This is a genomic window from Oscillibacter sp. PEA192, assembly GCF_003574015.1.
Lineage (GTDB): Bacteria > Bacillota > Clostridia > Oscillospirales > Oscillospiraceae > Oscillibacter > Oscillibacter welbionis.
Map to the genome: position 1 here is coordinate 1,182,298 of NZ_AP018532.1, position 20,461 is coordinate 1,202,758.

Below are 20,461 nucleotides of genomic sequence, written 5' to 3' on the forward strand. Positions count from 1 at the left end.
GTCACGATGCTGCAAGAAAAAAAGAGCAAACGGGGCGCGTGGATCGCCCTGGGCTGCGTGGCGGCCCTGCTGGTCCTGGTGATTGTGCTGGAGAACACCATGCAGCCCACCAGTATGCTGTTCACCGTGCTGAAGAAGGGAGCTGTGTACGCGCTGGTGGCGGCCTCCCTGAACCTGCTGAACGGCTTTACGGGCCTGTTCTCCCTGGGGCAGGCGGGCTTCATGTTGCTGGGCGCCTACACCTACGCCATTCTGACCATTCCCTCTGCCGACCGGGAGGGTGTCTACTACCTCTACGGCGGCTCGGCGGTGAATTTCTCCCTGCCGGAGCTGTTCGGCGGCGGCGCCCTGGGTCTGATCCTGGGTGTGCTGGCGGCGCTGATCCTGGCGGGCTGTGTGGCGGCGGTGATCGCCTGGCTTATCGGCCTGCCGGTGCTGCGGCTGAAGAGCGACTACCTGGCCATCGCCACCCTGGGCTTTGCGGAGATCATCCGGGCCATCTTCCAGTGGGACCGGCTGGGCCCCGTCACCAACGGCGCCAACGCGCTGAAGAGCTTTCCCACCTTCTCCAGCTTCAACATCGAGAACGCCGATGGGGAGGTGGTGCTGCGCCTTTCCACCTTTGTGCCCTTCCTGCTGGTAGCAGTGTGCATCGGGATCATGGTGCTGCTGATCAACTCCACCTATGGCCGGGCCTTCAAGGCCATCCGGGAGGATGAGGTGGCCGCCGAGGCCATGGGCATCAACCTGGCCAAGCACAAGCGGATGGCCTTCTGCATCAGCTCCTTCTTCGCCGGCGTGGGCGGCGGCCTGTTCGCCATGTTCGCCAACCAGGCCCAAGCCAAGACCTTCACCACCTCCATGACCTACGAGATCCTGCTGATCGTGGTGATCGGCGGCATCGGGTCCATCTCCGGCAGCTGCATCGCCTCGTTCCTGTACGTGGCGGCCAGCGAGTGGTGGCTGCGATTCCTGGACACAGAGACGTATATCGGCGCCTTCAAGGTGCCCTTCCTGCGGACCGGCTTCCGGATGGTGGTGTTCTCCATCATCATCATGATCGTGGTGCTGTTCTTCCGCCGTGGCCTCATGGGGGACCGGGAGCTCTCTGATGTGGCCCGGAGCCTGCGGGCCCGCCTCTCCGGAAGATCGAAAAAGAAGGAGGCGGCGAAATGAGTGAGAAGATCCTTCGCTTGGAGAATATCACCATGCAGTTCGGCGGCGTCATCGCCGTGAACAACATGAATCTGGAGGTAGGCGAGGGGGAGATCGTCTCCCTGATCGGCCCCAACGGCGCGGGCAAGACTACGGCCTTCAACGTCATCACCGGCGTGTACCAGCCCACCAACGGCGCGGTGTGGTACCGGGGGGAGAAGATCGTGGAAAACTACCCCCAGGGCAAGATGCGCAAGCTCTACAAGGGCGAGCACGCCGGGGAGTACACCCACGCCCTGGCCCCCACCCCGGACAAGATCACCCGGATGGGCATGGCCCGGACCTTCCAGAATATCCGTCTGTGGAAGGACCAGACGGTGTTCGACAACGTGCTGACGGCCATGCACTGCCGTGCGACGTGCAACCTCCTCACTGCGACCTTCCATCTGAACCGGCAGGAGGAGGCGCGGCAGCGCCAGCGGGTGGAAGAGCTGCTGGCGGAGGTGAACCTCAGCGACGTTTCCGGGGAGAAGGCGAACTCCCTGCCCTACGGCAAGCAGCGGCGGCTGGAGATCGCCCGGGCCCTGGCCACGGATCCGCAGCTGCTGCTGCTGGACGAACCGGCTGCGGGCATGAACCCCCAGGAGACCGACGAGTTGACGGCCTTCATCGGGGAGATCCGCACGAAGTTCGGCCTGACGGTGTTTCTGATCGAGCACCACATGGACCTGGTCATGGACATCTCCGACCGGATCTATGTGCTGGACTTCGGCAAGCTGATTGCCGACGGCACACCGGCGGAGATCCAGAACAATCAGCGCGTCATCGACGCGTACCTGGGGGTGGCGGAAGATGCTTAAAATCCAACAGCTGCGGGTGTCCTACGGCGGCATCCAGGCTCTCCGGGGCATCGACCTGGAGGTGCCGGACGGCAAGATCGTCACCCTGATCGGCGCCAACGGCGCGGGCAAGTCCACCACCCTGCGGACCATCTCCGGCCTGGTGAAGGCGGAGTCCGGCTCCATCCAGTGGAACGGGGAGGAGCTGCTGGGCAAGCCCATCGACAAGATCATCTCCGCGGGCATCGCCATGAGCCCGGAGGGGCGGCGGGTGTTTGCGGACCTGACGGTGCTGGAGAACCTGAAGCTGGGAGCCTACCTCCGCAAGGACAAAGCGGAGATCGAAAAGGACCTGAAATGGGTCTATGAGCTGTTCCCCCGGCTGGAGGAACGGAACTGGCAGTCCGCCGGCACCCTCTCCGGCGGCGAACAGCAGATGCTGGCGGTGGGCCGGGCCCTGATGTCACGGCCGAAGCTGATGATGCTGGATGAGCCGTCCCTGGGCCTGGCGCCGCTGGTGGTGCAGGACATCTTCTCCATCATCCGGGAGATCAACCGCCAGGGCGTGACGGTACTGCTGATCGAACAGAACGCCAACATGGCCTTGAAGATCGCGGACCTGGCCTATGTGCTGGAGACGGGGAACATCACCATGTCCGGCACCGGCGCGGAGCTGCTGGCCAATGAGAAGATCAAAGAGGCGTATCTCGGCAAGCACAGATAAGGGGATAGTTGTCAGATGGCAACGGGTGCCAGCGGATGTGATGTGTATGCAATTTTTCTGAATTGGACAAGTAAATCCGGACAGCAAAGAGCCGAGGCGGAGAGTTTTCTTCGCCTTGGCTCTTTACTGCAAGGTGTCATCAGTCCTGTGGCTATCTGTTAGTAAGACATACAAAAGGTTTTTGGGCTTGCAGGCTGCAAGCCCATCCGATTCAGGATGAGGGATTTGAAGCAGTGACGCTGCGAAAGATCGCCGACGTGACAGCATCCTTTTGTTTCCTATGTGGGTGGCCGTAAAGTATGGAGACTTACATTTCTATTTGATGCTACTAAAATATAATTGCCGGGTAAAGCACGCCAGCCAGGCGTGCTTTATTCGTTCTCAGGCCTATGTTGAAGGTATCTCTGGATCTTCAAGAATTTAGATGATATCAGCAGCACCGACTTTGCTTGCATCGCATTGAAAGCCACTCTTCCCGGTCTGGTGCGCGCCTCTGTATTTGCACAAGAAAGACAGTAAGCGTCACAGCAATGAGAACCCAGGGGACCATTGGCATATAGAGGGAACCATGCTCTGCCTGTTTCGCATACTGACTAAATATTTATAGAGTCAATATCGCAGGTTCTGCATTTTTCACTTATTTCAGAAAGCAGAAGAATCTGTCCGATTGCGTGAGCTAGAAGCCCACCCAATGCAGGCCAATATTATAGAACCGGCAAGAGATATGGATTTACGCCTGCGTACCATCAATAGTATACACAACAGGATTCCTATCAGGCGCTTCACACCCAGCTGGGGGCCCGCTCTTTCTAATGAATACACCGAACCGCTCTCCGGTCTTGCCTTGCTCCCGATACAGCAGAAGCGCTCGTTCTATCATCTCAAAGACCTGCTCCTTGGTGTAGATTTCATCAATCACGGTACCAAGGCGCTGACGCTTACCCCAAATACCACCGACCATAATTTTATATCCTGCTTTTGCTTCTGTCACACAATCAAAATTACAGGCATCCACACACTTACCGCAGTTGTTGCAGGTATCCCAATCGATTTGCATGATGCCATCCTCGTCCAGATGGGCATTTTTCATGGGGCAGACCTCTACGACGGAGCACTTCTTGCAGCCATTGCAGTCATCGGGATTATAGGCAGGTACCCGCTGGCCCATAATGCCGAAATCATTCAAACCTGGCTTAATACAGTTGTTTGGGCAGCCGCCGATGCCGATTTTGAACTTGTGGGGAAGTTTGACATCATACCAGCCCTTGTAGAATGTTTCGTGCAGTTCACGCGCTAGTTCTTGAGTGTCGATCAGGCCATGGATACACACAGTGCCTTTGCAGGCCACGATGGGACGGACGCGGGAACCCGTGCCGCCAGTATAAAGACCGGCTTGGGCGATGAATGTATTGAATGGTTCGATGTTGTCGTAGGTCAGACCTTGAACTTCCAGAGTCAGACGAGTCGTGAGGGCAATTTTCCCATTACCGAATTTTTGAGCAGCTTCCTTTTTCCGGTAGAACACACCAACAGAAGCTTCTCAATGCCCAGGGAGCTGTTAATGGATCAAATGCGTACAGCGGGACTCGGGGAACGGCTTCGTCTTTTGAATAGAATCTTTGCAACCAAGGAATATGAGGCTTTTGCCGCTGTGGCAGAAGCAATGGGTTGCCCTAGCCATTCGCATGAAGCGGCTTCATCTGCTGGACAGAGATGACTTGAAGGACCCGTATGCGCTCGTTCGTATCGATTGTGATGAAGAATGAATATTTGAGCAAGGAGGATATTGGAAGATGCCGCGATACAATATCCGGGAGGATAATCCCGTCAAATACACTCAGGTAAAGGCGGAGCAGGAAAGACTTCGGGCAGGCGTTTCCCGATGATAACCAGCTGCGTCATTGGCTGGTACGGGTGACGGTGAATGCCTGCAAGGATGCCCTGCGGTCGCCCTGGAGACGGCGGATGGTGCCTCTGGACGACTGCCGGGAGCCGGTGTTCAATACGCCGGAGCACCAGAATCTCTATGCAGAGGTCATGGCCCTGCCGGCCAAGTACCGCTTGCCGCTGTATCTCTATTATTATGAAGGGTACACAGCGGCGGAGGTGGGGGAGCTGCTGGGCCTGGGGCCCTCCACCGTTCGGACCCGGCTTGCCCGGGCCAGAGAGAAACTGAAAGCACAGCTGAGGGAGGAGTGAGCCATGCAGAACATCTATCGGGAGACATTTGAGCAGATCCATGCCTCCGAGCAGCTGCGAAAGGAGGTAGCCAATGTGCCGAAACAGGAGAAGGCAGCGTTTAGACACCATATTTCCAAGGCAGGGCTGATTGCCGCAGCGTTGGCGCTGGCGCTGGCGGGCACGGTCCTGGCAGTGGCCAGTCCCACCCTCTGGTGGTGGTTTGAGCAGAAGTGGGAGGAGGAGACCGGCAGCTCGATGACGGAATCCCAATCCCTGGTGATCGACGGCCTGACCCGAAAAGTGGGGGAGAGCGTTACCAGCGGGGACGTGACCGTCACTGTGGACAGTATCACCGTGGGCAGCAGTCAGATCTGGGCATTGCTGGACGTGACGGGCTGGGACTTTGACCGAGATGCCCAGTATTCCTTTGACAGGATGCGTGCGGAGATCGTCCCTGACCCCAGTGGGGGCCAGCATGGTGGGGCTGGGTACGGCCTGGACAGTATCGGGATCACCCGGGAGGGCGCAGCCCGGATGCTGCTGGAGTTCTCCGCCACCATCTCCACTGGTAACCAGCTGAACAGAGGAGATTACGCGCTGGAGATCGATCTGAACGACCTGATCCGCCGCCGTACCGGCGGGGCAGAGGATGAGGCCTTGTGTGAAGGAGAGTGGTCTTTCTCGATTCCTTTGGCGGCAGAGAGCCTGTCTCCTACCATCACCATCGACAGAGTTCAAGTGCTGTCGAATCACATGGTCTGGGATCAGGCTACCGGCAAAGATGGCGGCGCCTTAGAGGGTACAGGGGGAAAATCTCACCCGGCTGTTGCAACGCTAACGAACCTCCAAATTACCGCAACAGGTGCCTCCTTCTACTGCGACGGACTGATGGACCGGCTCCACGCAACCGTGATCCTGGCCGACGGGACCGAAGTAGAGAACCGTGGCGGCGGTGGAAGCAGAATGGAGGACGGCGGATGGTATGTCAGCTTTGACTGGCCGGTGCCGCTGGATGTGACGGATATCGTTGCTATCCGCTTTGGCGATGCAGAAATTCCGTTGAATTAAGTGAGACTTGCAAAGAGCGCCCCGCCAAAAGCAGGCGGGGCGTTTTTGTCACTTTCACGTTTCTATCCAGTCCCTCTGCCGCCAGACGGCAAACTCCCGCCGGACCAGCAGCAAGCTCAGGAGGAAGGTCAGCATGTCGGAAATGGGGGCGGCCAGCAGGGCACCATCCAGGCCGAACCGGCCGGACAGCAGAATAGCCAGGGGAATCAGAAACACGCCCTGCCGGGCCAGGGGAATGGCAAGGGAGGGTACCGGCCGGCCGATCCCTTGAAAGAAAGAGGCGGTGGCCAGATGCAGGCCGTACAGGAAGAAGGCGGCCATATACAGCCGGAAGCAGTGCTGGGCACAGTCCAGGTAGAGGGGGCTGTCAGAGACGAACAGCATCCCGATCTGCCGGGGAAACAGCTGGAACACGAGGAACCACACCCCCGAAATTACCAGGGCGATGGCGGCGGCCGTGCGGAAGGTCTGCCGCACCCGAAGAAAATGCTTCGCCCCGAAGTTGTAACCGTTGATAGGCTGTACGGCGGAGGAGACGCCCACAAACATGGAGTGGGCAATCTGATAGACCTTCATCATCATTCCGTAGACAGAGAGAGCGATGTCGCTGCCGTACACGCTGGCCGCTCCGTGAACCCGCAGCAGGTTGTTCAGGGTGATCTGTACCAGGGCAGTGAGGATCTGGGTCAGCAGGCTGGGAACCCCCAGGGCCAGAATCCGCCCGGTGAGCCTAATGGTGGGGCGCAGCGCCTGGCGCCGGAGCCGGACTGTGTGCAGCCGGGGCAGGTAGGCCAGAAACAGCACCCCGGCCGCCACCTGGCCGATGACTGTGGCAATGCCGGCCCCCACCACGCCCATGCCCAGAGGGAAGATGAAGACGGGGTCTAGAATCAGGTTGAGGACGGCACCGGTAATCATGCAGCCCATGCTGTACCGGGGGTGGCCGTCCGCCCGAATGATGGCGGTGAAGGCCGGGCAGATCAGCTGGAAGGGCAGGCCCCAGGCAATGGTCCGGAGATAGGCTGCAGCCTCCGGCCAGGCAGTGTCCGTAGCGCCGAAGAGCCGGGCAATCTGGGGGGCGAAGCACCAGCTGACGATGGCCGCACAGAGACCGCTGGCGGCAATCAGGGTGGCGGCGTGACCGATGGTGTCATCCGCCTCTTGCTGCTGGCGGCGGCCGAGGCACAGGCTGATGTTGGCGGCGCTGCCGTCTCCCAGCAGCAGGGCCACGGCATTCACCAGAATGACCACCGGGAACGCCACGTTGATGGCCGCCATGGCGGTGATCCCCACGCCCTGGCCCACAAAGATCTGGTCCACGATGTTGTAGAGGCAGTTGACCATCAGCGTCAGGGCCGTGGGGATGGCGTAGCGGACGATCAGCTTTTGAACCGGCTCGGTTTCCAGCGGGCTGCGGGACTCCTGATCGGCCGTCATACGGATCCCTCCTCCGGCGGGCGCACCGCCCGCCGTGATAAAAAGTCCCAGCGGCAGAGCACCGCCCTGCCCACTGGGTAAGCATCAATTTTTTTCAGCATAACATGGGCGGCGGTAAAAGTCAACGCACTGGACAGCGGTCTGTTCACAGAATGTTTTCAAAGAAGCCGCCGGATGCCGGCAACCTTTTGGCGGCCGGACCTATCTATATGGATGTACAGGCGGTGCGGACAGGCGTGCCTGTCCGCAGTGGCTCCGCTGTACAAAATCACAAGGAAAAGGATGGAACATACATGAGAGGATTGCTCACAGGAATCCTGGCGGCGCTGATACTGCTGACGCTGGCGGCCTGCGGCTCTGAAAAGACGGACGCCGGCAACGACGGGAAGGAAGAGGACAGCGCAACGGTCAATGGTGTGGTGAACTGTATGGGGGATTTCCTGGTTCTGCTTACTGACGATGGGACTTATCAGGTTTTCGACTTTGGCGAGGATGTGGATCAGGGGCGTCTTGAAGAGGGGGACAGCGTCACAGTTACCTATACCGGAGAGCTTGGGAGCGAGGATCCGGTGCCTGTGGCGGTTTCTGTGGAGAAGACAGATGCGGTATAAGGAACGCTTTCCATAAAGCAGCGGCCCGCAAACTGCGGGCCGCTGCTTTTTATCAGGGCAGAGAGACCTGGGCAATCAGGTCCCGCACAACAGCACTGCCTAGCAGCAGACCGGCTGTGGCGGGAACCCAGGGATTGCTGGCGGGCACACTGCGGCGGCCGGGGGGCGGCGCCTCCGGCTGGGCGGGAGAGACGGGCTTCTCCGGGCTGAACACCACCTTCAGATGGTGAATGCCTCTGGTCCGGAGTTCCTTGCGCATCACCCGGGCCAGGGGGCAGCCATAGGTCTTGGAGATGTCCGTTACCTGGAGGAGGGTGGGATCCAGCTTGTTGCCTGTGCCCAGGGCCGCGATCAGGGGGATGTTCAGCTTCAGGGCAGTCTCTGCCAGATCCAGCTTGCAGGACACCAGATCGATGGCGTCCACGATGTAATCGTACCGGCAGCCCTCCGGGAAGAAGCAGTCCCGATGAGCGGCGTCATAGAGACCGTGGACAGGATGGAGCTCTGCATCCGGATTGATGTCCCGCAGACGGGCGGCCACCGCCTCCGCCTTGGGCTGACCCAGGGTGGAGTGGAGGGCCTCCAGCTGGCGGTTCAGGTTGGTGAGGGCAATGGTGTCGCTGTCCACCAGGGTCAGCTCGCCGACTCCGGACCGGGCCAAGCATTCGGCGGCGTAGCTGCCCACGCCGCCCAGCCCCAGCAGCAGCACGTGGGCCCGAGCAAGCCGGGCCTGGGCCTCCGGGCCCCACAGCATCTCGTTGCGGAGAAAGGGATGTTCCATAACGGACCTCCTTGTTGCAAACAGGTGGAAAACGTCCGGCTTTGAAATTTCAAAGCCGGACGTCTTGTGTTGTGAATGGGAATCAACCCACAAAGCTCATGCCGAAGGAGGACTGCTCCGCAGTATAGCCCTCGGTCTTCTCCTCGTAGAACGTATCCACGGCGTCATTGACCAGATCTGCGGACACCTGGATCTCCCAGTAGGGCTGGTCATAGCCCACGAAGTACATGACGTGGTAGCCGGTGCTCTCGTTGTGAATGATGCCGGTGTCGCCGGTCTGGCGGGCGGGATCGAAGCACCAGTCGTTGAACTCCGTCACCATCTGGCCCTGATAGACCTGCTCATACAGGCCGCCGGTGGTGTTGGACCCGGGATCCTGGGAGTACTCATTGGCCAGCGCGGCAAAGGAGTCCTCGGTGGCGTCGCCGGCCTTCCACTCGTCCAGGATGTCCTGGGCCTTCTGCGCGGCCTCGGCGTCCTTGGCGGCCACATCGTCCTCATAGCCCTCGTCATCCTCGGAGAGCTCGGAGGCCTCCGGCTGGATCAGGATGTGGCGCACGTTCACCGTGTTGTATTCGTTGCGGGAGCGGCCGTTAAAGACCACCACATAGTAGTTGCTGCTGTCGCTGTCCTCCAGCACGGCGGAGTCGCCGGCCTGCCGGGCATCGTCATACAGCCATTCACCCAGAACAGAGGAGCTGTACGAGAAGCTGTCAGAAGAGGCATAGGTGGCGGTGGACTCATACTCTGCGGCTGCATCCTCCAGAGAGGTGCCCGCCTTGTAGGCGGCGTAGATGGCATCTGCGGTGGTCTTGGCAGCGGCCATGGCCTCCGCCTTCATCTCGTCGGTGACCTCGATGGAGTTGCCCTCTTCATCTGTATCAGCTGCGGCGCCGTTGACGCGGACATACGCACAGTCCACCAGATCGTAGGCGGTCCGGTCCTCCTGATAGGCGGCCTCCAGCTCGTCGGTGGAGTAGGTCAGACTGTCCTGATAGGACTGGAGATAGGCGGTGGCCAGCAGGCTGCGCCGGGTCTGCTCCTCATAGATGCTGCGGGTCATGGTGCTGCCGTAGATGAGACCCAGATACTGCTTTTCCGTATAGCCGTACGTGCTGGCAGCGGAGGCAAGGGACTCCATGGTGTCGTCCAGGTCGGCCTGCATCTCGTCGTTCCAGGTGAAGCCCTCGGCCTCTGCAGCGGCATTCATGGCCTGGACGCCGGCCAACTGCTCCAGGGCCTTGTCCGCGAAGTAGTCGTACCAAGTCTCGCCCTCGGTGGCGTCGGTGACGAACATGACGGCGCTGGAGGAGATGGTCTGGTCCTTCAAGGACGTGCCGGTGTCCAGCCCGATCATGCTCAGAATGCTGTAATTGCCGTTGACAAAGTTCTGATAGTAGTTCTCAAAATAGAAGTTGACCTCAGCGGCGGTGTACTTCTCACCGTTGACGGTGGCCGCCGTAGCCGTCTTGGGAATGATGTTGGACTTCCAGATGACGGCGGCAATGGCGATTACCAGGAATACCACTCCGATGGTGCCATACAGAAGGTTGGTGCTGTGCTCCTTCTGGCGTTGCTTGGCCTCCCGGGCGGTCTTGGGATCGTTCCAGCCGGAGCCGGACAGGTCCTGGCGGGTCTTTTTTTCTCTTGATGCGCTCATGTGTGTTTCAGTCCTCTCAAGTATTCAGGTGCAAGGTTTGCAAGAAACCGGAAATTACGCACTTTGATATTATACTGGATATGGCCGGATTCTGCAAGAGAAATTTGCGGAATCCCCGCCGCGATCCGGCAGGATCGGCAAAAACAGGGGATTTTTTGGCTGATCCGCAAAAAAAAGCGGAGCGGCCAGACCGCCCCTTCAGAAAACGTGCCCCGCGAGAGCCGTGTAGGCCCGTTATAACCTGCACCTTCACGGCCAGGTGGGTTGCCTCCAACGCGCTTTACCACTTCCAACTTCCAGCCGCAGACAGCAGCCGGGAGGCCTGCGAACCACGCGCTGATCCGGCATCCCGTATAACGAAATGTGGGTTAAAAAAAGACCTATCACAAACCCCGCAGGGCACATATTCACCGTATCACATCCCGGCCCGGGATGCAAGAGGAAACCAGCGGACCCGGAGAGAAATTTTTGTATGGAGTGTCAGGACTCTCCGTCCTCGTCGAACAGGGACTCCATGAACAGGTCATAGACCGCGTCCAGTTCCTCGTCGGAATCCAGCGTGGACAGCAGATCCTCCCCGTCCTCGTGGAGGACCTTCAGGATCACCAGTCCATTGTCCGGATCCTCATCCTCTCCCTCTGTCTCCGCAGGGAAGAAAGCCTGGTACTGCTGGCCGTTGTATTCCAGCGCGTCCACAAACTCCAGCACGATCTCGCGGCCGTCCTCGTCTGTGACTGTGATGAAAGTGGGGCCGTACTCATCCGCCATGGGGCGTCCTCCTTCTGTCTGTACTCTAGGGGTATTGTAACTGACTTTCCAGAAGATTGCAAGGGGGTGAACTTTTGGAAATGTGGGAAACTGGGGCGCTGGGGATGGATTTATCCTGCCCAAAAGCAGAAAAACCATGCGGATAAGAAACTTTTTTTCGGTAAAATACGACATTTTCGATATTGACATGGGATGGTACAATAGAACATATTATGGAGGACTCTGAGCCTCTGCGGCCGCAGACAGGCGGCGCGGCAGACTGCTTTTGCAGAAAATTCAAATTCAAAAGAAGGAGGTGCTCTGCATTGGAACGCAGAAGACGGGAGGGATCCCATGAGATGATCCCCCGCCGGGAACCCAGACAGCAGAAAAGCACCAAACGAACGGGACACAAGGTCGTCTTCATCCTGGGGACGGTCCTGCTGGTGGGCATCTGCACAGTGGCGATGCTTGCCGGGCTTTTTATGATGTACGTCCGGACCACACTGGCCCCTACGCTGGAGGTCAACGCCGACGACTACACCATGAATCTCAGCTCCATCATCTATTACCAGGACAGGGACACCGGAGATTGGGTGGAATACCAGACCGTCTACGGCACGGAAAACCGCATCTGGGTGGACTATGAACAGATCCCGGACGCGCTGTGGCAGGCGGCCGTAGCCATTGAGGACCACCGATTCTTTGAGCACAACGGCGTGGACTGGACCCGAACCGCCTCCGCCACGCTGAACTTCTTCACCGGCAGCCGGGCCACCTTCGGCGGCTCCACCCTGACGCAGCAGGTGCTGAAGAACATGACCGGCGACGACGGCAACACCATCAACCGCAAGGTGCGGGAGATTTTCCGGGCCCTGGAGTTCGAGAAGAACTACACCAAGCAGGAGATCCTGGAGATGTACCTGAACACCATCTATCTGGGACAGGGCTGCTACGGCGTCCAGACCGCGTCGGAGTTCTACTTCGGCAAGGATGTGTCGGAGCTGGATCCGGCGGAATGCGCCTGCCTCATCGCCATCACCAACAACCCCTCCCTGTATGGTCCCATGTCCACCATCACCATCACCCGGGAGGACGGCAGCACCGTCACGCCCCGGGAGCTGAACAAGGAGCGCCAGGAGATGATCCTGACCCGGATGGCCGGCGGCAATGACGATGTGGGCGTCACCGGGCTCACCTATCTGACAGAGGAGGAGGCCGAGGCCGCCAAGGCGGAGGAGCTGCATTTCACGGACGGCACCACTTCCGCTCAGGACATTGTCACGGAGGCTACCGGCGGCGCCAATGTCAACTCCTGGTTCGTGGACCAGGTGCTGCGGGATGTCTCCGCGGATCTGGCGGACCTGTACGGCATCACCGAAAAAGAGGCCCTGAACCGGATCTACAACAGCGGCTACAACATCTACACCACGCTGGACCCGAAGATTCAGGAGATTGCGGAGTCTGTCTACGAGGACCGGGGGAGTCTGAACAACCTCACCTCCGCCAGCGGACAGCTGATCCACTCCGGCATTACCATTATCGAGCCCTCCACCGGCAACATCGTGGCCATGGTGGGCGATATGGGACCCAAGTCCGGAAACCTGCTGTGGAACTATGCAACGGATATCCAGCAGCCGGGTTCCTCCATCAAGCCGCTGACGGCTTATGCCCCGGCGCTGGATGCGGGGGCAGTCTCCCCGGCAACCACCTTTGACAACTACCCGGTCCGCCTGCTGAATGGGAATCCATGGCCCAAGAACTCGCCCAACACCTACACGGGCTGGACATCCGTGCGCAACGGTGTCAAGGCATCCATCAACACCATCGCGGTGCAGACACTGGAAAAGGTTGGGGTCACGGCGGCCTACCAATTCGCCACCGAAAATCTGGGGCTGAGTCTGGCACCGGAGGATATGAACGTCAGCCCGCTGGGGCTGGGCGGCCTGACTTACGGCCTCAGCACGGTGGAGATGGCGGCGGCCTACGCTGCTTTCGCCAACAGCGGTGTGTACAATGAGCCCAAGACCTACGTAAAGGTTCTGGCCAACGACAACTCCACCGTGGTGCTGGAAAAGGAGACGGAGCAGCGGGTGGCCATGAAGGAGACCACCGCCTATCTGATGACGGACATGCTGCGCCGGGCGGTGAATGAGTCCGGCGGCACCGGCGGCGGCGCTCGATTCAGCGGGATGCACATTGCAGGAAAAACCGGCACCACCAACGACAACTATGACCGTTATTTCACAGGCTACACGCCGTATTACTGCGCGGCGGTCTGGGTGGGCTACAAGAACAACGAGCGGATCAGCTACTCCGTGAACCCGGCGGCCTCCCTGTGGCGGCAGGTGATGGAGAAGGTCCATGCGGATCTGCCGGACAAGTCCTTCAACCGTCCCAGCAGCGGCCTGACAACGGTCAGTGTCTGCGCGGACAGCGGTATGCTGGCGACGGATGCCTGCCGCGCCGATTCCAGAGGGGACCGGACGGTATCCTATGAGGTGGCTGTGGGCACGGAGCCCACGACGGAGTGCACGCTCCACAAGATGGTGGACATCTGCACCGAGGGTAACTGCTTGGCCGGTGAGTTCTGCCCGGCGGAGTCCATCGTGCAGAAGGGCTATCTGGACTATGTGCGGGAGGATTACGGCGAGAGCATCACTGCCTCCGACGACGCCTATCTCATCAGCACCCTGGAAAAGGCAGTGGCCCCCACGGAGACCAGCCCCGGCGGATGTCCCGTCCACACGTCGGCTGCAGTTACGGACCCCGATGACCCGAATGGGGGGCTGGATCCCAGCGATCCCAACTGGCAGCCGCCTGATCCCAACGACCCTGATGTGCCCATAGATCCGGATACGCCGACAGAGGACCCCTCCGGCGGCGATTCCGGCGGCGGAGACCAGCCTACGGAGCCGGATCCCAACGATCCCAGCGGCGGCTTTGGAGACGCCGGCGGCGATTGGTGGAGCGGTTTCTGGGGAGACAACACAGGAACATGAGAAAGCGGCCCGGCGATTGCCGGGCCGCTTCACTGTGTCCAGTGGGAAGTTACAGGTTCTTCTCGTAGGACTCGATCATCTTCTTGACCATCTGGCCGCCGACGGAGCCGGCCTCACGAGAGGACAGGTCACCGTTGTAGCCTTCCTTCAGGTTGACGCCCACCTCGGCGGCAGCCTCCATCTTGAACTTATCCATAGCCGCACGGGCCTCGGGAACGTTGATCTTATTGCTATTCTTGCTAGACATAATTGAATCTCCTTTTCATCATACATTTGTTGCGTGTGGGTTACTGGGTATCGCGAGCATAGTTTGACTCCGGGACGGGAGAATATGCGGTTTTTCTGGCGGAAAAATTTGTTGGCAGGGACGTCTTGGAGAAAAATGTCATAGATTTGTTACCCATCGGAAAGGCGGATTATGATATAATCTCAAAAAAACAAAGGGAGGCACTGGCGATGGAGGGCATCTGCGGGCGAATGTGCGACGCATGTACCTGGAAAGAGCAGCTGGACTGTCCCGGCTGTCAGGATGGGCCGGGGCGCCGGTTTTCCGGCGGCTGTCCCATTGCGGACTGCTGCCGGGAGAAGGGGCATACGGCATGTGTGACCTGCACCTTTTCTACCGGCTGTGCCCTGCGGCGAAGAGATATGCCCCAGAACCGGCTGTGGGCCGTGGAGGCAGAGCGGGAGCGCCGGGCGCGGCTGGACCGGAATGCCCCTGTGCTGGCCAAGTGGCTGTGGCTGCTGTTCTGGCTGGTGATTCCCAGTGTTTTCAGCAACATTCTGACCATGGATACTGTGGCGGGAGCGTTTCCAACTGCCGGAGTCGTTGGAAATGTGCTGGCATTTCTGATTTCCCTGGCCTATGGTGTCCTTTTGTGGCAGCTGCGGGAGGCGGCAGGCCGGTACCGCACGGCGGCCCTGTGCTATTTGGCTGGCGGCATCATCAGCGGTGTGCTGCTGCTTCCGGCAATTCCGGAGGGGAACTGGCTGTGGTGGCTGCTCTCCCTGCCGGTCATGGTGCTGGAGCTCTGTGCCGCATATCAGGAGTTTTATGCCCATGCAGAGGTTTTGGAGGAGCTTGACCCGGAGCTGGCGGGGAAGTGGCGGCTGCTTTGGAAATGGTGGATCGGCCTGCTGCTGGGGTTGTTTGGATGCATCTTCCTGGCATTGATTTCGGCAATTCTGGGTCTTCTGGCGATACTGGCGGACGCCATCGGCCTGTTGGTGGTGGGGATCGTGAAGCTGGTCTATCTCTACCGGACAGCAAAGCGGTTCCGGGAATATCAGCCGGCGGCACTGCAGAAGGAGGTTCTATGAGATTATTGTTCAGACAGCGGCTGTTCTCCTGGTTTGACAGCTATGACATCTACGACGAGGCGGGGAACACCGTCTACACTGTGGAGGGAAAGCTGGCCTGGGGACACTGCCTCCACATTTTGAATGCGGCGGGAGACCACATCGGCACTGTGCGGGAGCAGGTGCTGACCTTTCTGCCCAAATTTGAATTGTACGTCCAGGATCAGTATGTGGGCTGCATCCAAAAGGAATTCACATTTTTCACGCCGAAATTTGACATCGACTGCAACGGCTGGCGTGTGGAGGGCGACTTCCTGGAGTGGGATTACCGGGTGACGGAGGCCTGCGGGGCGCAGGTGGCGTCCATCCACAAGGAGCTGCTCCACTGGACGGACACTTACGTGATCGACGTGGCGGACCCGGGCAGCGCGCTGTGCGTACTGATGCTGGTGCTAGCCATCGACGCGGAGAAGTGCTCCCGGAACTGAGCGCCGCCCAAGAATGAATGTAAAGCACGCCGCCCGAAAGGGCGGCGTGCTTTACAGACTGCGGATTTGGTTTTGGATGAGGGAACCCACCGTGTCGGCGAACTGGTCCAGGGAACGGATGCGGGCGAAGTTCCGGCCATAGACGGTGTGGGCGGCGTGCAGGTCGTCGTCATTCCCGGTGAAAACGCACATGACGTTGATGCCCTTGTAGGTCAGGGACCGGATCTCCATGGCGGTGTTCTGGATGCCGTTGTCCGCGGCGTATTCCACAAAGCTTCCGCTGTGGTTCATCTGGATCACGTCGTTGGGTTTCACGTCGGAGAGGAGGATTACCAGCTTGTGTTCGCTGGGGGAGTCCTCCAGTCCCTTGGCCAAGGCCCGGATGGCCAGGCCGTCCCGGTTGCAGCCGGTGGTGAAGTAATTGAAGATGCGGTCGTTTTTGCCCGTCTCATAGTAGTCCCGATAGCGGGTCACCACGGTGTATCCGCTGAGGGAGCAGAAGGAGGATACTCGCACCGGAATGTGGCAGCGGGTAAGGCTTTCGGCAATCATATAGCCTTGGGCGGCCACCACCGCCTGCCGGTCGATCTGGGAGCTGGAGGCATCCAGAAGAATGTCCACCGACAGGTCGCCGGGATCCGACTGGAGAATACGGGTGAACACCTTGTTGTCGTCCAAGTACACGCCCCGCCAGATGCGGCCGGCATCCAGCGCGCCGGAGGCGGCACGGACAGGGGTGGGCTGGAGATAAGCCAGCATGGCGTTGCGGATGCGGGCGGTGAGGCGGCGGATGCTGGTGCGGTGGCGGGTGGCGTCGGCTTCGTAGGCGGCCCGGTTCAGCTCCATCTGTCGCAGGGCGTTGCGCCGCTGGGCGGCCACATAGCCCTTGAGCTTTTCATGAGTGTCGTCTCCGGTGGCGTAGTACAGGTGGCAGCCCTGGTGCTCGTCCACGCAGAGCTCCCGCTCCAGGCTCTCCAGCTGCGACTGGTCGTATAGGGGGGCGCCGAAGTAGCCCCGCATGTATTTTCGCAGGGCGGCCTCCGTCTGGGCCAGGTTGTAGTCCGTCAGGCGGCGCTGGACCGGCTCTGCGTTGGCTCCGCCGCCCTGGCCCTTCACCAGATGCTCCCCGAACCCGTGGCCAAAGGCCCGCACGGCGGGCAGCAGGTCCGCCTCGGACCGGCGGCGGAAGGCGAAGAGGGGGCGGCGCCGTTTCCGCTCCTCCGACTCCTGGGCCTGGGTCTCGCCGGGGGTGAAATGGAAATAGGTGTGGAGGAATGCCAGGGCCCGCTCCGCAATGGCAGGGCCGTCCAGGTCTCCGGGGAACTCCAGGGCATCCAGCATTTCCCGGTCCCTGGGCAGCAGGGGCGGTTCGCTCTGCCCCAGGGCCCGGCAGAAGTGGGCGTTTTCCAGCGTGGCCAGCAGGTCGCCGGGATCTGCCCGCTGGTCCAGAGCCACGGCCCGGCGGGCATAGCTCCGCCGCAGGGAGGGCAGCGCCGGCCGGCGGGGAGCCTCCCGCTGGTAGACGGCGTTTTCCAGCCCCAGCCACAGCAGCTGCTCAAAGAGCTGTTCCTTGGAGCAGCCGTGGAGGGATTCAAACAGCCCTTCTATGGTCTCTGCTCCGTAATTCTTCCGCACGGCGCCGATGATGCTGTTCCAATACAGGTCTGCACGGCCATCCTCGTCGTATGCCTTGAAGTCTGGCTCAAAGGAGTAATCCGCAGCGGCGTTCCAGATCAGGTTCCGGGCCCGCCGCTTCTCACTGTCCAGGATCTCCATCAGTCAAACACATCCTCACGGCGGAGCGTCTCCGGCAGGCGGGTGCGGATCACGTCCCGCACCAGCTGCCGCTCAAAGTCATCAAAGGACTTGTTGACAAGGCCCAGATCCAGCGCCCGGTTGCCCTCCAGCCCGGTGCGCATCAGTCGCACGGCGGCCAGCAGGCCCCGCAGGTCCAGAGGCTTGGTAGAAAGCTCTCCGCCGTCGCATTTCTTCTGAATGTCCTGGAACAATCCGGCGAACTGCTCGGCATACACGCCTTTCAGAGAGGGGAACTCCCGCTTCAGGAGCTTGATGAGCCCCTCGGTGGTGATGGCGGGCATGTCGATCACCACGAACCGGGAGGCCAGAGCCTCATTCAGCTCCCGGGTGCCGGCGTAGCCGTAGTTCATGGTGGCGATGAAGCGGGTGGCGTCGTGAAGGGGAATGCGTTCATAGCCAGGCATGTCGATGGAGCGGCGGAAGTCCAGCGTGGCGTGGAGCACCGCCAAAGACTCGTTCTTGGCCATGTTGATCTCATCCAACACGCCGAAGCCGCCGGTCTCCGCACACTGGTAGATGGGGCCCTTCCGCAGCTGTACGGCGCCGTTTTCAAAGGTGTCCGTGCCCAGCAGGGTGGCGGCGTCTGTGTTGATGTAGAAGGACACGTTCCAGCTGGGGCGGCCGAACACGGTGGCCAGGTTTTCCGCCAGCACATTCTTGCCAGTGGCCTTGGGGCCTACCAGCAACAGGTTCTCTCCGCAGAGGATGGCGGTGATGGCCTCCTCCCAGATGTCCTTTCCATAATAGAGATACCGGGGATCGGGGACCCGGCGCCGCAGGGTCTCGTCCTCCTCCGGATAGGCGTCCCGAAATTTTTCGATCTCCGCAGTGATGTCGGCGCTGACGCCTTCATCCCGCAGAAATTCCAGCATATCCAACATAGTGTGAACCTCCCGTGTTTTCTGACTCTATCATAGCATGATTCCTGAAAATGGCAAGAGAAAAAGGCGCGCCCGACATTCACCGGGCGCGCTGAAAGGATCAATCTGTATTCTCCAGGGGAAAAGTCACTTGCCAGAGGCCCTCCGTCAGGGTGGCGGCGGTATAGAAGTTGCCGTGGAGGGTGCATCCTGCCAGCTCCTCCGGCGGGACGGCAAAGAGAAAGTCCATATAATCCGTCCGGCCGCCAGCCGTCTCACCTGTAAAATAAGAGATACCGGTACAATGGAATTCCCTGCCGTCGGCATCTTCCATCCACAAAAACGCGTGGTTGTCCGTCCTGGAGGCGTCTCCCCGGCACAGCTGGATGTGGAAGAGGCCGTCTGCGTAACCGGCGGCTGTGATGGGCAGGCCCTCCGCGGGCTCCGCCAGGACTTCACCGGGTTGCAGCATTACGGAAGCCAGATCGCCGCTTCCACCGGTGGCAGAGTAATAGGTCACCTCCGGCTCCCTCACCCCTGCGGCAGGGGGATCAGCCCCCCAGGTGAGGGCGGTCTCCGCCTCTTGGGCATAGTTCGTCAGCTTCAGGTCCACCGTCACGCCCTCCATCGCCTTCTTGCCTGTCAGCAGCTGCCGGACGGAGAAGGTCATCTTGCCGCCGGTGGGAATGGGGGAGCCGTCCATGGTTTTCACAGTGCAGAGAAAAGTGACTGTCCCGGTGGCCTCGTCCCAGGCCACCCGCTCACAGCGGCCGGTCTGGTCAAAGGGCAGGTGGAAGGACCAACTGTCAAACAGGTCTGTGGTGGCGTCCACAGGACCGCCGGAGAGGACGATGTACGCCTGGGCAGTGTCTCCCTCCACCCGGACGGCCGCTACCTCCATGGTGATGCCGCTGTCCGTGCAGGCTTCCTGTATCGGCTGGAAGAACTGGGCTACGGCGGGGGCAATCCGGTATAAAACCGCATATCCCGTCTCCGACCGGACCGCCAGGGCTGGGGTAGCCAGCAGCACTGCCGCCACGGCAGCGGCCGCCGCCAGCCGGCGCAGGGGGAGGCGGTGTCGGTCAGGGTGGGAGAGAGTCTTGCGGATCAGGTCCGGCGACGGGCCGACAGGCTCGTTCATCCGGCGGTAGGTTTTGGAAAAGTTCATATATCCTCCTTCAGCAATGTCCGCAGCTTCTGCCGGGCCCGGGTCAGCTGTGCCCGGACGGTGGAGGGAGACCGGCCCAGAATCCGGGCGATCTCCTCCGTCTGATAGCCCTCATAGTAGAACAGGTGGATGACGGCCCGGTATTTGCCGGGGAGATGGGCCAGAGCCTCGTCCACAGCGGATTCCACGGAGTCTTGGTAGGAATAGACATCCTCCAGCGGGAGGGTCCGCATCCGCCAGGGGGAGGCCAGCAGGCTCCTTGCGCAGTTGGCCGTCACCCGTAGGAGCCACGCACGTCGGTGTTCCTCATTCGCAAAATCCGGAGCGGACCGGTGGAGCCGGAGAAAAACCTCCTGAAACACGTCGTCGGCGTCGCTGCGGGAGCGGGTCATGGCGTAGGCCAGCCGGTAGACTGCGGAGCCGTATTGCGCCACGGCTTCGGCGGTATCGGGCATGTGATCACATCCTTCTGTAAGGAATACCCGGCAGAGGGCGGAATTGCTGCAAAGAGAAAAAACATTACATTTGTTTTGGCGGGAATGTTGCGTTTGGTTGCGGCGGTGTCAGGTGGCTGTGGTGGACTTTCCCGGCGGCGCTTGGTATGATGGGACCAGCGAAAGAGA

General features: G+C 60.3%; 18 protein-coding genes, 1 other RNA gene and 1 pseudogene. 9 read left to right on the top strand and 11 right to left on the bottom strand.

Going from position 1 to position 20,461, the window contains the following annotated elements:
* Positions 1–6 precede the first annotated feature (6 nt).
* The 3 genes from DN611_RS05725 to DN611_RS05735 are packed head-to-tail and all read left to right on the top strand — an operon-like array spanning position 7 to position 2,718.
* Entirely contained in the window at positions 7–1,176 is a 1,170-nt protein-coding gene (locus tag DN611_RS05725) for a branched-chain amino acid ABC transporter permease (RefSeq protein ID WP_119310846.1), read from the top strand.
* On the top strand, positions 1,173–2,015 hold the full coding sequence (locus DN611_RS05730; protein ID WP_119310847.1) for an ABC transporter ATP-binding protein: 843 nt from the start codon (positions 1,173–1,175) through the stop codon (positions 2,013–2,015). The genes DN611_RS05725 and DN611_RS05730 overlap by 4 nt, the downstream gene beginning before the upstream one ends.
* Positions 2,008–2,718 carry an ABC transporter ATP-binding protein gene (locus DN611_RS05735; RefSeq protein WP_021750258.1) on the top strand — a complete coding sequence of 237 codons (711 nt, stop codon included), beginning with the start codon at positions 2,008–2,010 and terminating at the stop codon, positions 2,716–2,718. Before DN611_RS05730 ends, DN611_RS05735 begins: the two co-directional genes overlap by 8 nt.
* 730 nt (positions 2,719–3,448) lie before the next feature.
* Here DN611_RS05735 and DN611_RS05740 read toward each other — a convergent pair.
* A complete protein-coding gene (locus DN611_RS05740; protein ID WP_025544613.1) occupies positions 3,449–4,243 on the bottom strand; it encodes a 4Fe-4S dicluster domain-containing protein in 795 nt (264 codons plus the stop codon).
* Between the two features lie 362 nt (positions 4,244–4,605).
* On the opposite strand from DN611_RS05740, the pseudogene DN611_RS05745 reads away from it, so the two are divergent.
* Positions 4,606–4,917: pseudogene (locus tag DN611_RS05745) on the top strand (sigma-70 family RNA polymerase sigma factor); the annotation flags it as partial.
* A 3-nt stretch (positions 4,918–4,920) separates the two neighbouring features.
* Positions 4,921–5,967, top strand: coding sequence for a DUF4179 domain-containing protein (locus tag DN611_RS05750; protein ID WP_119310849.1), 1,047 nt, complete (start codon positions 4,921–4,923; stop codon positions 5,965–5,967).
* Between the two features lie 54 nt (positions 5,968–6,021).
* Here the strand turns inward: DN611_RS05750 and DN611_RS05755 are convergent, their stop codons facing one another.
* Positions 6,022–7,404 (bottom strand): MATE family efflux transporter, encoded by a 1,383-nt coding sequence (locus DN611_RS05755; protein ID WP_119310850.1) that lies wholly within the window; start codon positions 7,402–7,404, stop codon positions 6,022–6,024.
* Between the two features lie 293 nt (positions 7,405–7,697).
* Between DN611_RS05755 and DN611_RS05760 the strand changes: the two genes are divergently transcribed.
* Positions 7,698–8,015, top strand: coding sequence for a hypothetical protein (locus tag DN611_RS05760; RefSeq protein WP_119311893.1), 318 nt, complete (start codon positions 7,698–7,700; stop codon positions 8,013–8,015).
* A gap of 52 nt (positions 8,016–8,067) precedes the next feature.
* Here DN611_RS05760 and DN611_RS05765 read toward each other — a convergent pair whose 3' ends face one another.
* The 4 genes from DN611_RS05765 to DN611_RS05780 form a co-directional block, all read right to left on the bottom strand.
* Complete coding sequence (locus tag DN611_RS05765) at positions 8,068–8,796, bottom strand: tRNA threonylcarbamoyladenosine dehydratase (protein ID WP_119310851.1); 729 nt, start codon at positions 8,794–8,796, stop codon at positions 8,068–8,070.
* A gap of 82 nt (positions 8,797–8,878) precedes the next feature.
* A complete protein-coding gene (locus DN611_RS05770) occupies positions 8,879–10,456 on the bottom strand; it encodes a peptidylprolyl isomerase (RefSeq protein WP_119310852.1) in 1,578 nt (525 codons plus the stop codon).
* Between the two features lie 205 nt (positions 10,457–10,661).
* Positions 10,662–10,860, bottom strand: a non-coding RNA gene (gene ssrS / locus DN611_RS05775) — 6S RNA.
* Positions 10,861–10,936: 76 nt separating this feature from the next.
* Positions 10,937–11,224, bottom strand: a complete 288-nt coding sequence (locus tag DN611_RS05780; protein WP_025544603.1) for a DUF1292 domain-containing protein — start codon at positions 11,222–11,224, stop codon at positions 10,937–10,939.
* Between the two features lie 305 nt (positions 11,225–11,529).
* On the opposite strand from DN611_RS05780, the gene DN611_RS05785 reads away from it, so the two are divergent.
* Positions 11,530–14,205, top strand: a complete 2,676-nt coding sequence (locus tag DN611_RS05785) for a transglycosylase domain-containing protein (RefSeq protein WP_160117411.1) — start codon at positions 11,530–11,532, stop codon at positions 14,203–14,205.
* Between the two features lie 49 nt (positions 14,206–14,254).
* Here DN611_RS05785 and DN611_RS05790 read toward each other — a convergent pair whose 3' ends face one another.
* Positions 14,255–14,452, bottom strand: a complete 198-nt coding sequence (locus DN611_RS05790; RefSeq protein WP_021747825.1) for an alpha/beta-type small acid-soluble spore protein — start codon at positions 14,450–14,452, stop codon at positions 14,255–14,257.
* A gap of 209 nt (positions 14,453–14,661) precedes the next feature.
* Here DN611_RS05790 and DN611_RS05795 point away from each other — a divergent pair, with 209 nt between their 5' ends.
* The gene (locus tag DN611_RS05795) at positions 14,662–15,525 is read left to right on the top strand and encodes a DUF3795 domain-containing protein (protein WP_119310854.1); all 864 of its coding nucleotides are present in this window, start codon (positions 14,662–14,664) and stop codon (positions 15,523–15,525) included.
* The gene (locus tag DN611_RS05800) at positions 15,522–15,992 is read left to right on the top strand and encodes an LURP-one-related/scramblase family protein (protein ID WP_021747823.1); all 471 of its coding nucleotides are present in this window, start codon (positions 15,522–15,524) and stop codon (positions 15,990–15,992) included. Before DN611_RS05795 ends, DN611_RS05800 begins: the two co-directional genes overlap by 4 nt.
* Before the next feature lie 51 nt (positions 15,993–16,043).
* Here DN611_RS05800 and DN611_RS05805 read toward each other — a convergent pair whose 3' ends face one another.
* From DN611_RS05805 to DN611_RS05820, 4 genes are all read right to left on the bottom strand, one after another.
* Positions 16,044–17,768 (bottom strand): hypothetical protein, encoded by a 1,725-nt coding sequence (locus DN611_RS05805; RefSeq protein ID WP_119310855.1) that lies wholly within the window; start codon positions 17,766–17,768, stop codon positions 16,044–16,046.
* Entirely contained in the window at positions 17,768–18,691 is a 924-nt protein-coding gene (locus DN611_RS05810; protein ID WP_021747821.1) for an AAA family ATPase, read from the bottom strand. The genes DN611_RS05805 and DN611_RS05810 overlap by 1 nt, the downstream gene beginning before the upstream one ends.
* 100 nt (positions 18,692–18,791) lie before the next feature.
* Complete coding sequence (locus tag DN611_RS05815) at positions 18,792–19,838, bottom strand: DUF4179 domain-containing protein (protein WP_119310856.1); 1,047 nt, start codon at positions 19,836–19,838, stop codon at positions 18,792–18,794.
* Complete coding sequence (locus DN611_RS05820; RefSeq protein WP_119310857.1) at positions 19,835–20,293, bottom strand: RNA polymerase sigma factor; 459 nt, start codon at positions 20,291–20,293, stop codon at positions 19,835–19,837. The genes DN611_RS05815 and DN611_RS05820 overlap by 4 nt, the downstream gene beginning before the upstream one ends.
* Positions 20,294–20,461 lie beyond the last annotated feature (168 nt).

Coding starts and splice junctions, on each gene's coding strand:
- DN611_RS05795 (WP_119310854.1), top strand. CDS start 14,662: ATGGAGGGCATCTGCGGGCGAATGTGCGACGCATGTACCTGGAAAGAG.
- DN611_RS05790 (WP_021747825.1), bottom strand. CDS start 14,452: ATGTCTAGCAAGAATAGCAATAAGATCAACGTTCCCGAGGCCCGTGCG.
- DN611_RS05780 (WP_025544603.1), bottom strand. CDS start 11,224: ATGGCGGATGAGTACGGCCCCACTTTCATCACAGTCACAGACGAGGAC.
- DN611_RS05735 (WP_021750258.1), top strand. CDS start 2,008: ATGCTTAAAATCCAACAGCTGCGGGTGTCCTACGGCGGCATCCAGGCT.
- DN611_RS05800 (WP_021747823.1), top strand. CDS start 15,522: ATGAGATTATTGTTCAGACAGCGGCTGTTCTCCTGGTTTGACAGCTAT.
- DN611_RS05820 (WP_119310857.1), bottom strand. CDS start 20,293: ATGCCCGATACCGCCGAAGCCGTGGCGCAATACGGCTCCGCAGTCTAC.
- DN611_RS05730 (WP_119310847.1), top strand. CDS start 1,173: ATGAGTGAGAAGATCCTTCGCTTGGAGAATATCACCATGCAGTTCGGC.
- DN611_RS05755 (WP_119310850.1), bottom strand. CDS start 7,404: ATGACGGCCGATCAGGAGTCCCGCAGCCCGCTGGAAACCGAGCCGGTT.
- DN611_RS05725 (WP_119310846.1), top strand. CDS start 7: ATGCTGCAAGAAAAAAAGAGCAAACGGGGCGCGTGGATCGCCCTGGGC.
- DN611_RS05805 (WP_119310855.1), bottom strand. CDS start 17,768: ATGGAGATCCTGGACAGTGAGAAGCGGCGGGCCCGGAACCTGATCTGG.
- DN611_RS05760 (WP_119311893.1), top strand. CDS start 7,698: ATGAGAGGATTGCTCACAGGAATCCTGGCGGCGCTGATACTGCTGACG.
- DN611_RS05765 (WP_119310851.1), bottom strand. CDS start 8,796: ATGGAACATCCCTTTCTCCGCAACGAGATGCTGTGGGGCCCGGAGGCC.
- DN611_RS05810 (WP_021747821.1), bottom strand. CDS start 18,691: ATGTTGGATATGCTGGAATTTCTGCGGGATGAAGGCGTCAGCGCCGAC.
- DN611_RS05750 (WP_119310849.1), top strand. CDS start 4,921: ATGCAGAACATCTATCGGGAGACATTTGAGCAGATCCATGCCTCCGAG.
- DN611_RS05815 (WP_119310856.1), bottom strand. CDS start 19,838: ATGAACTTTTCCAAAACCTACCGCCGGATGAACGAGCCTGTCGGCCCG.
- DN611_RS05770 (WP_119310852.1), bottom strand. CDS start 10,456: ATGAGCGCATCAAGAGAAAAAAAGACCCGCCAGGACCTGTCCGGCTCC.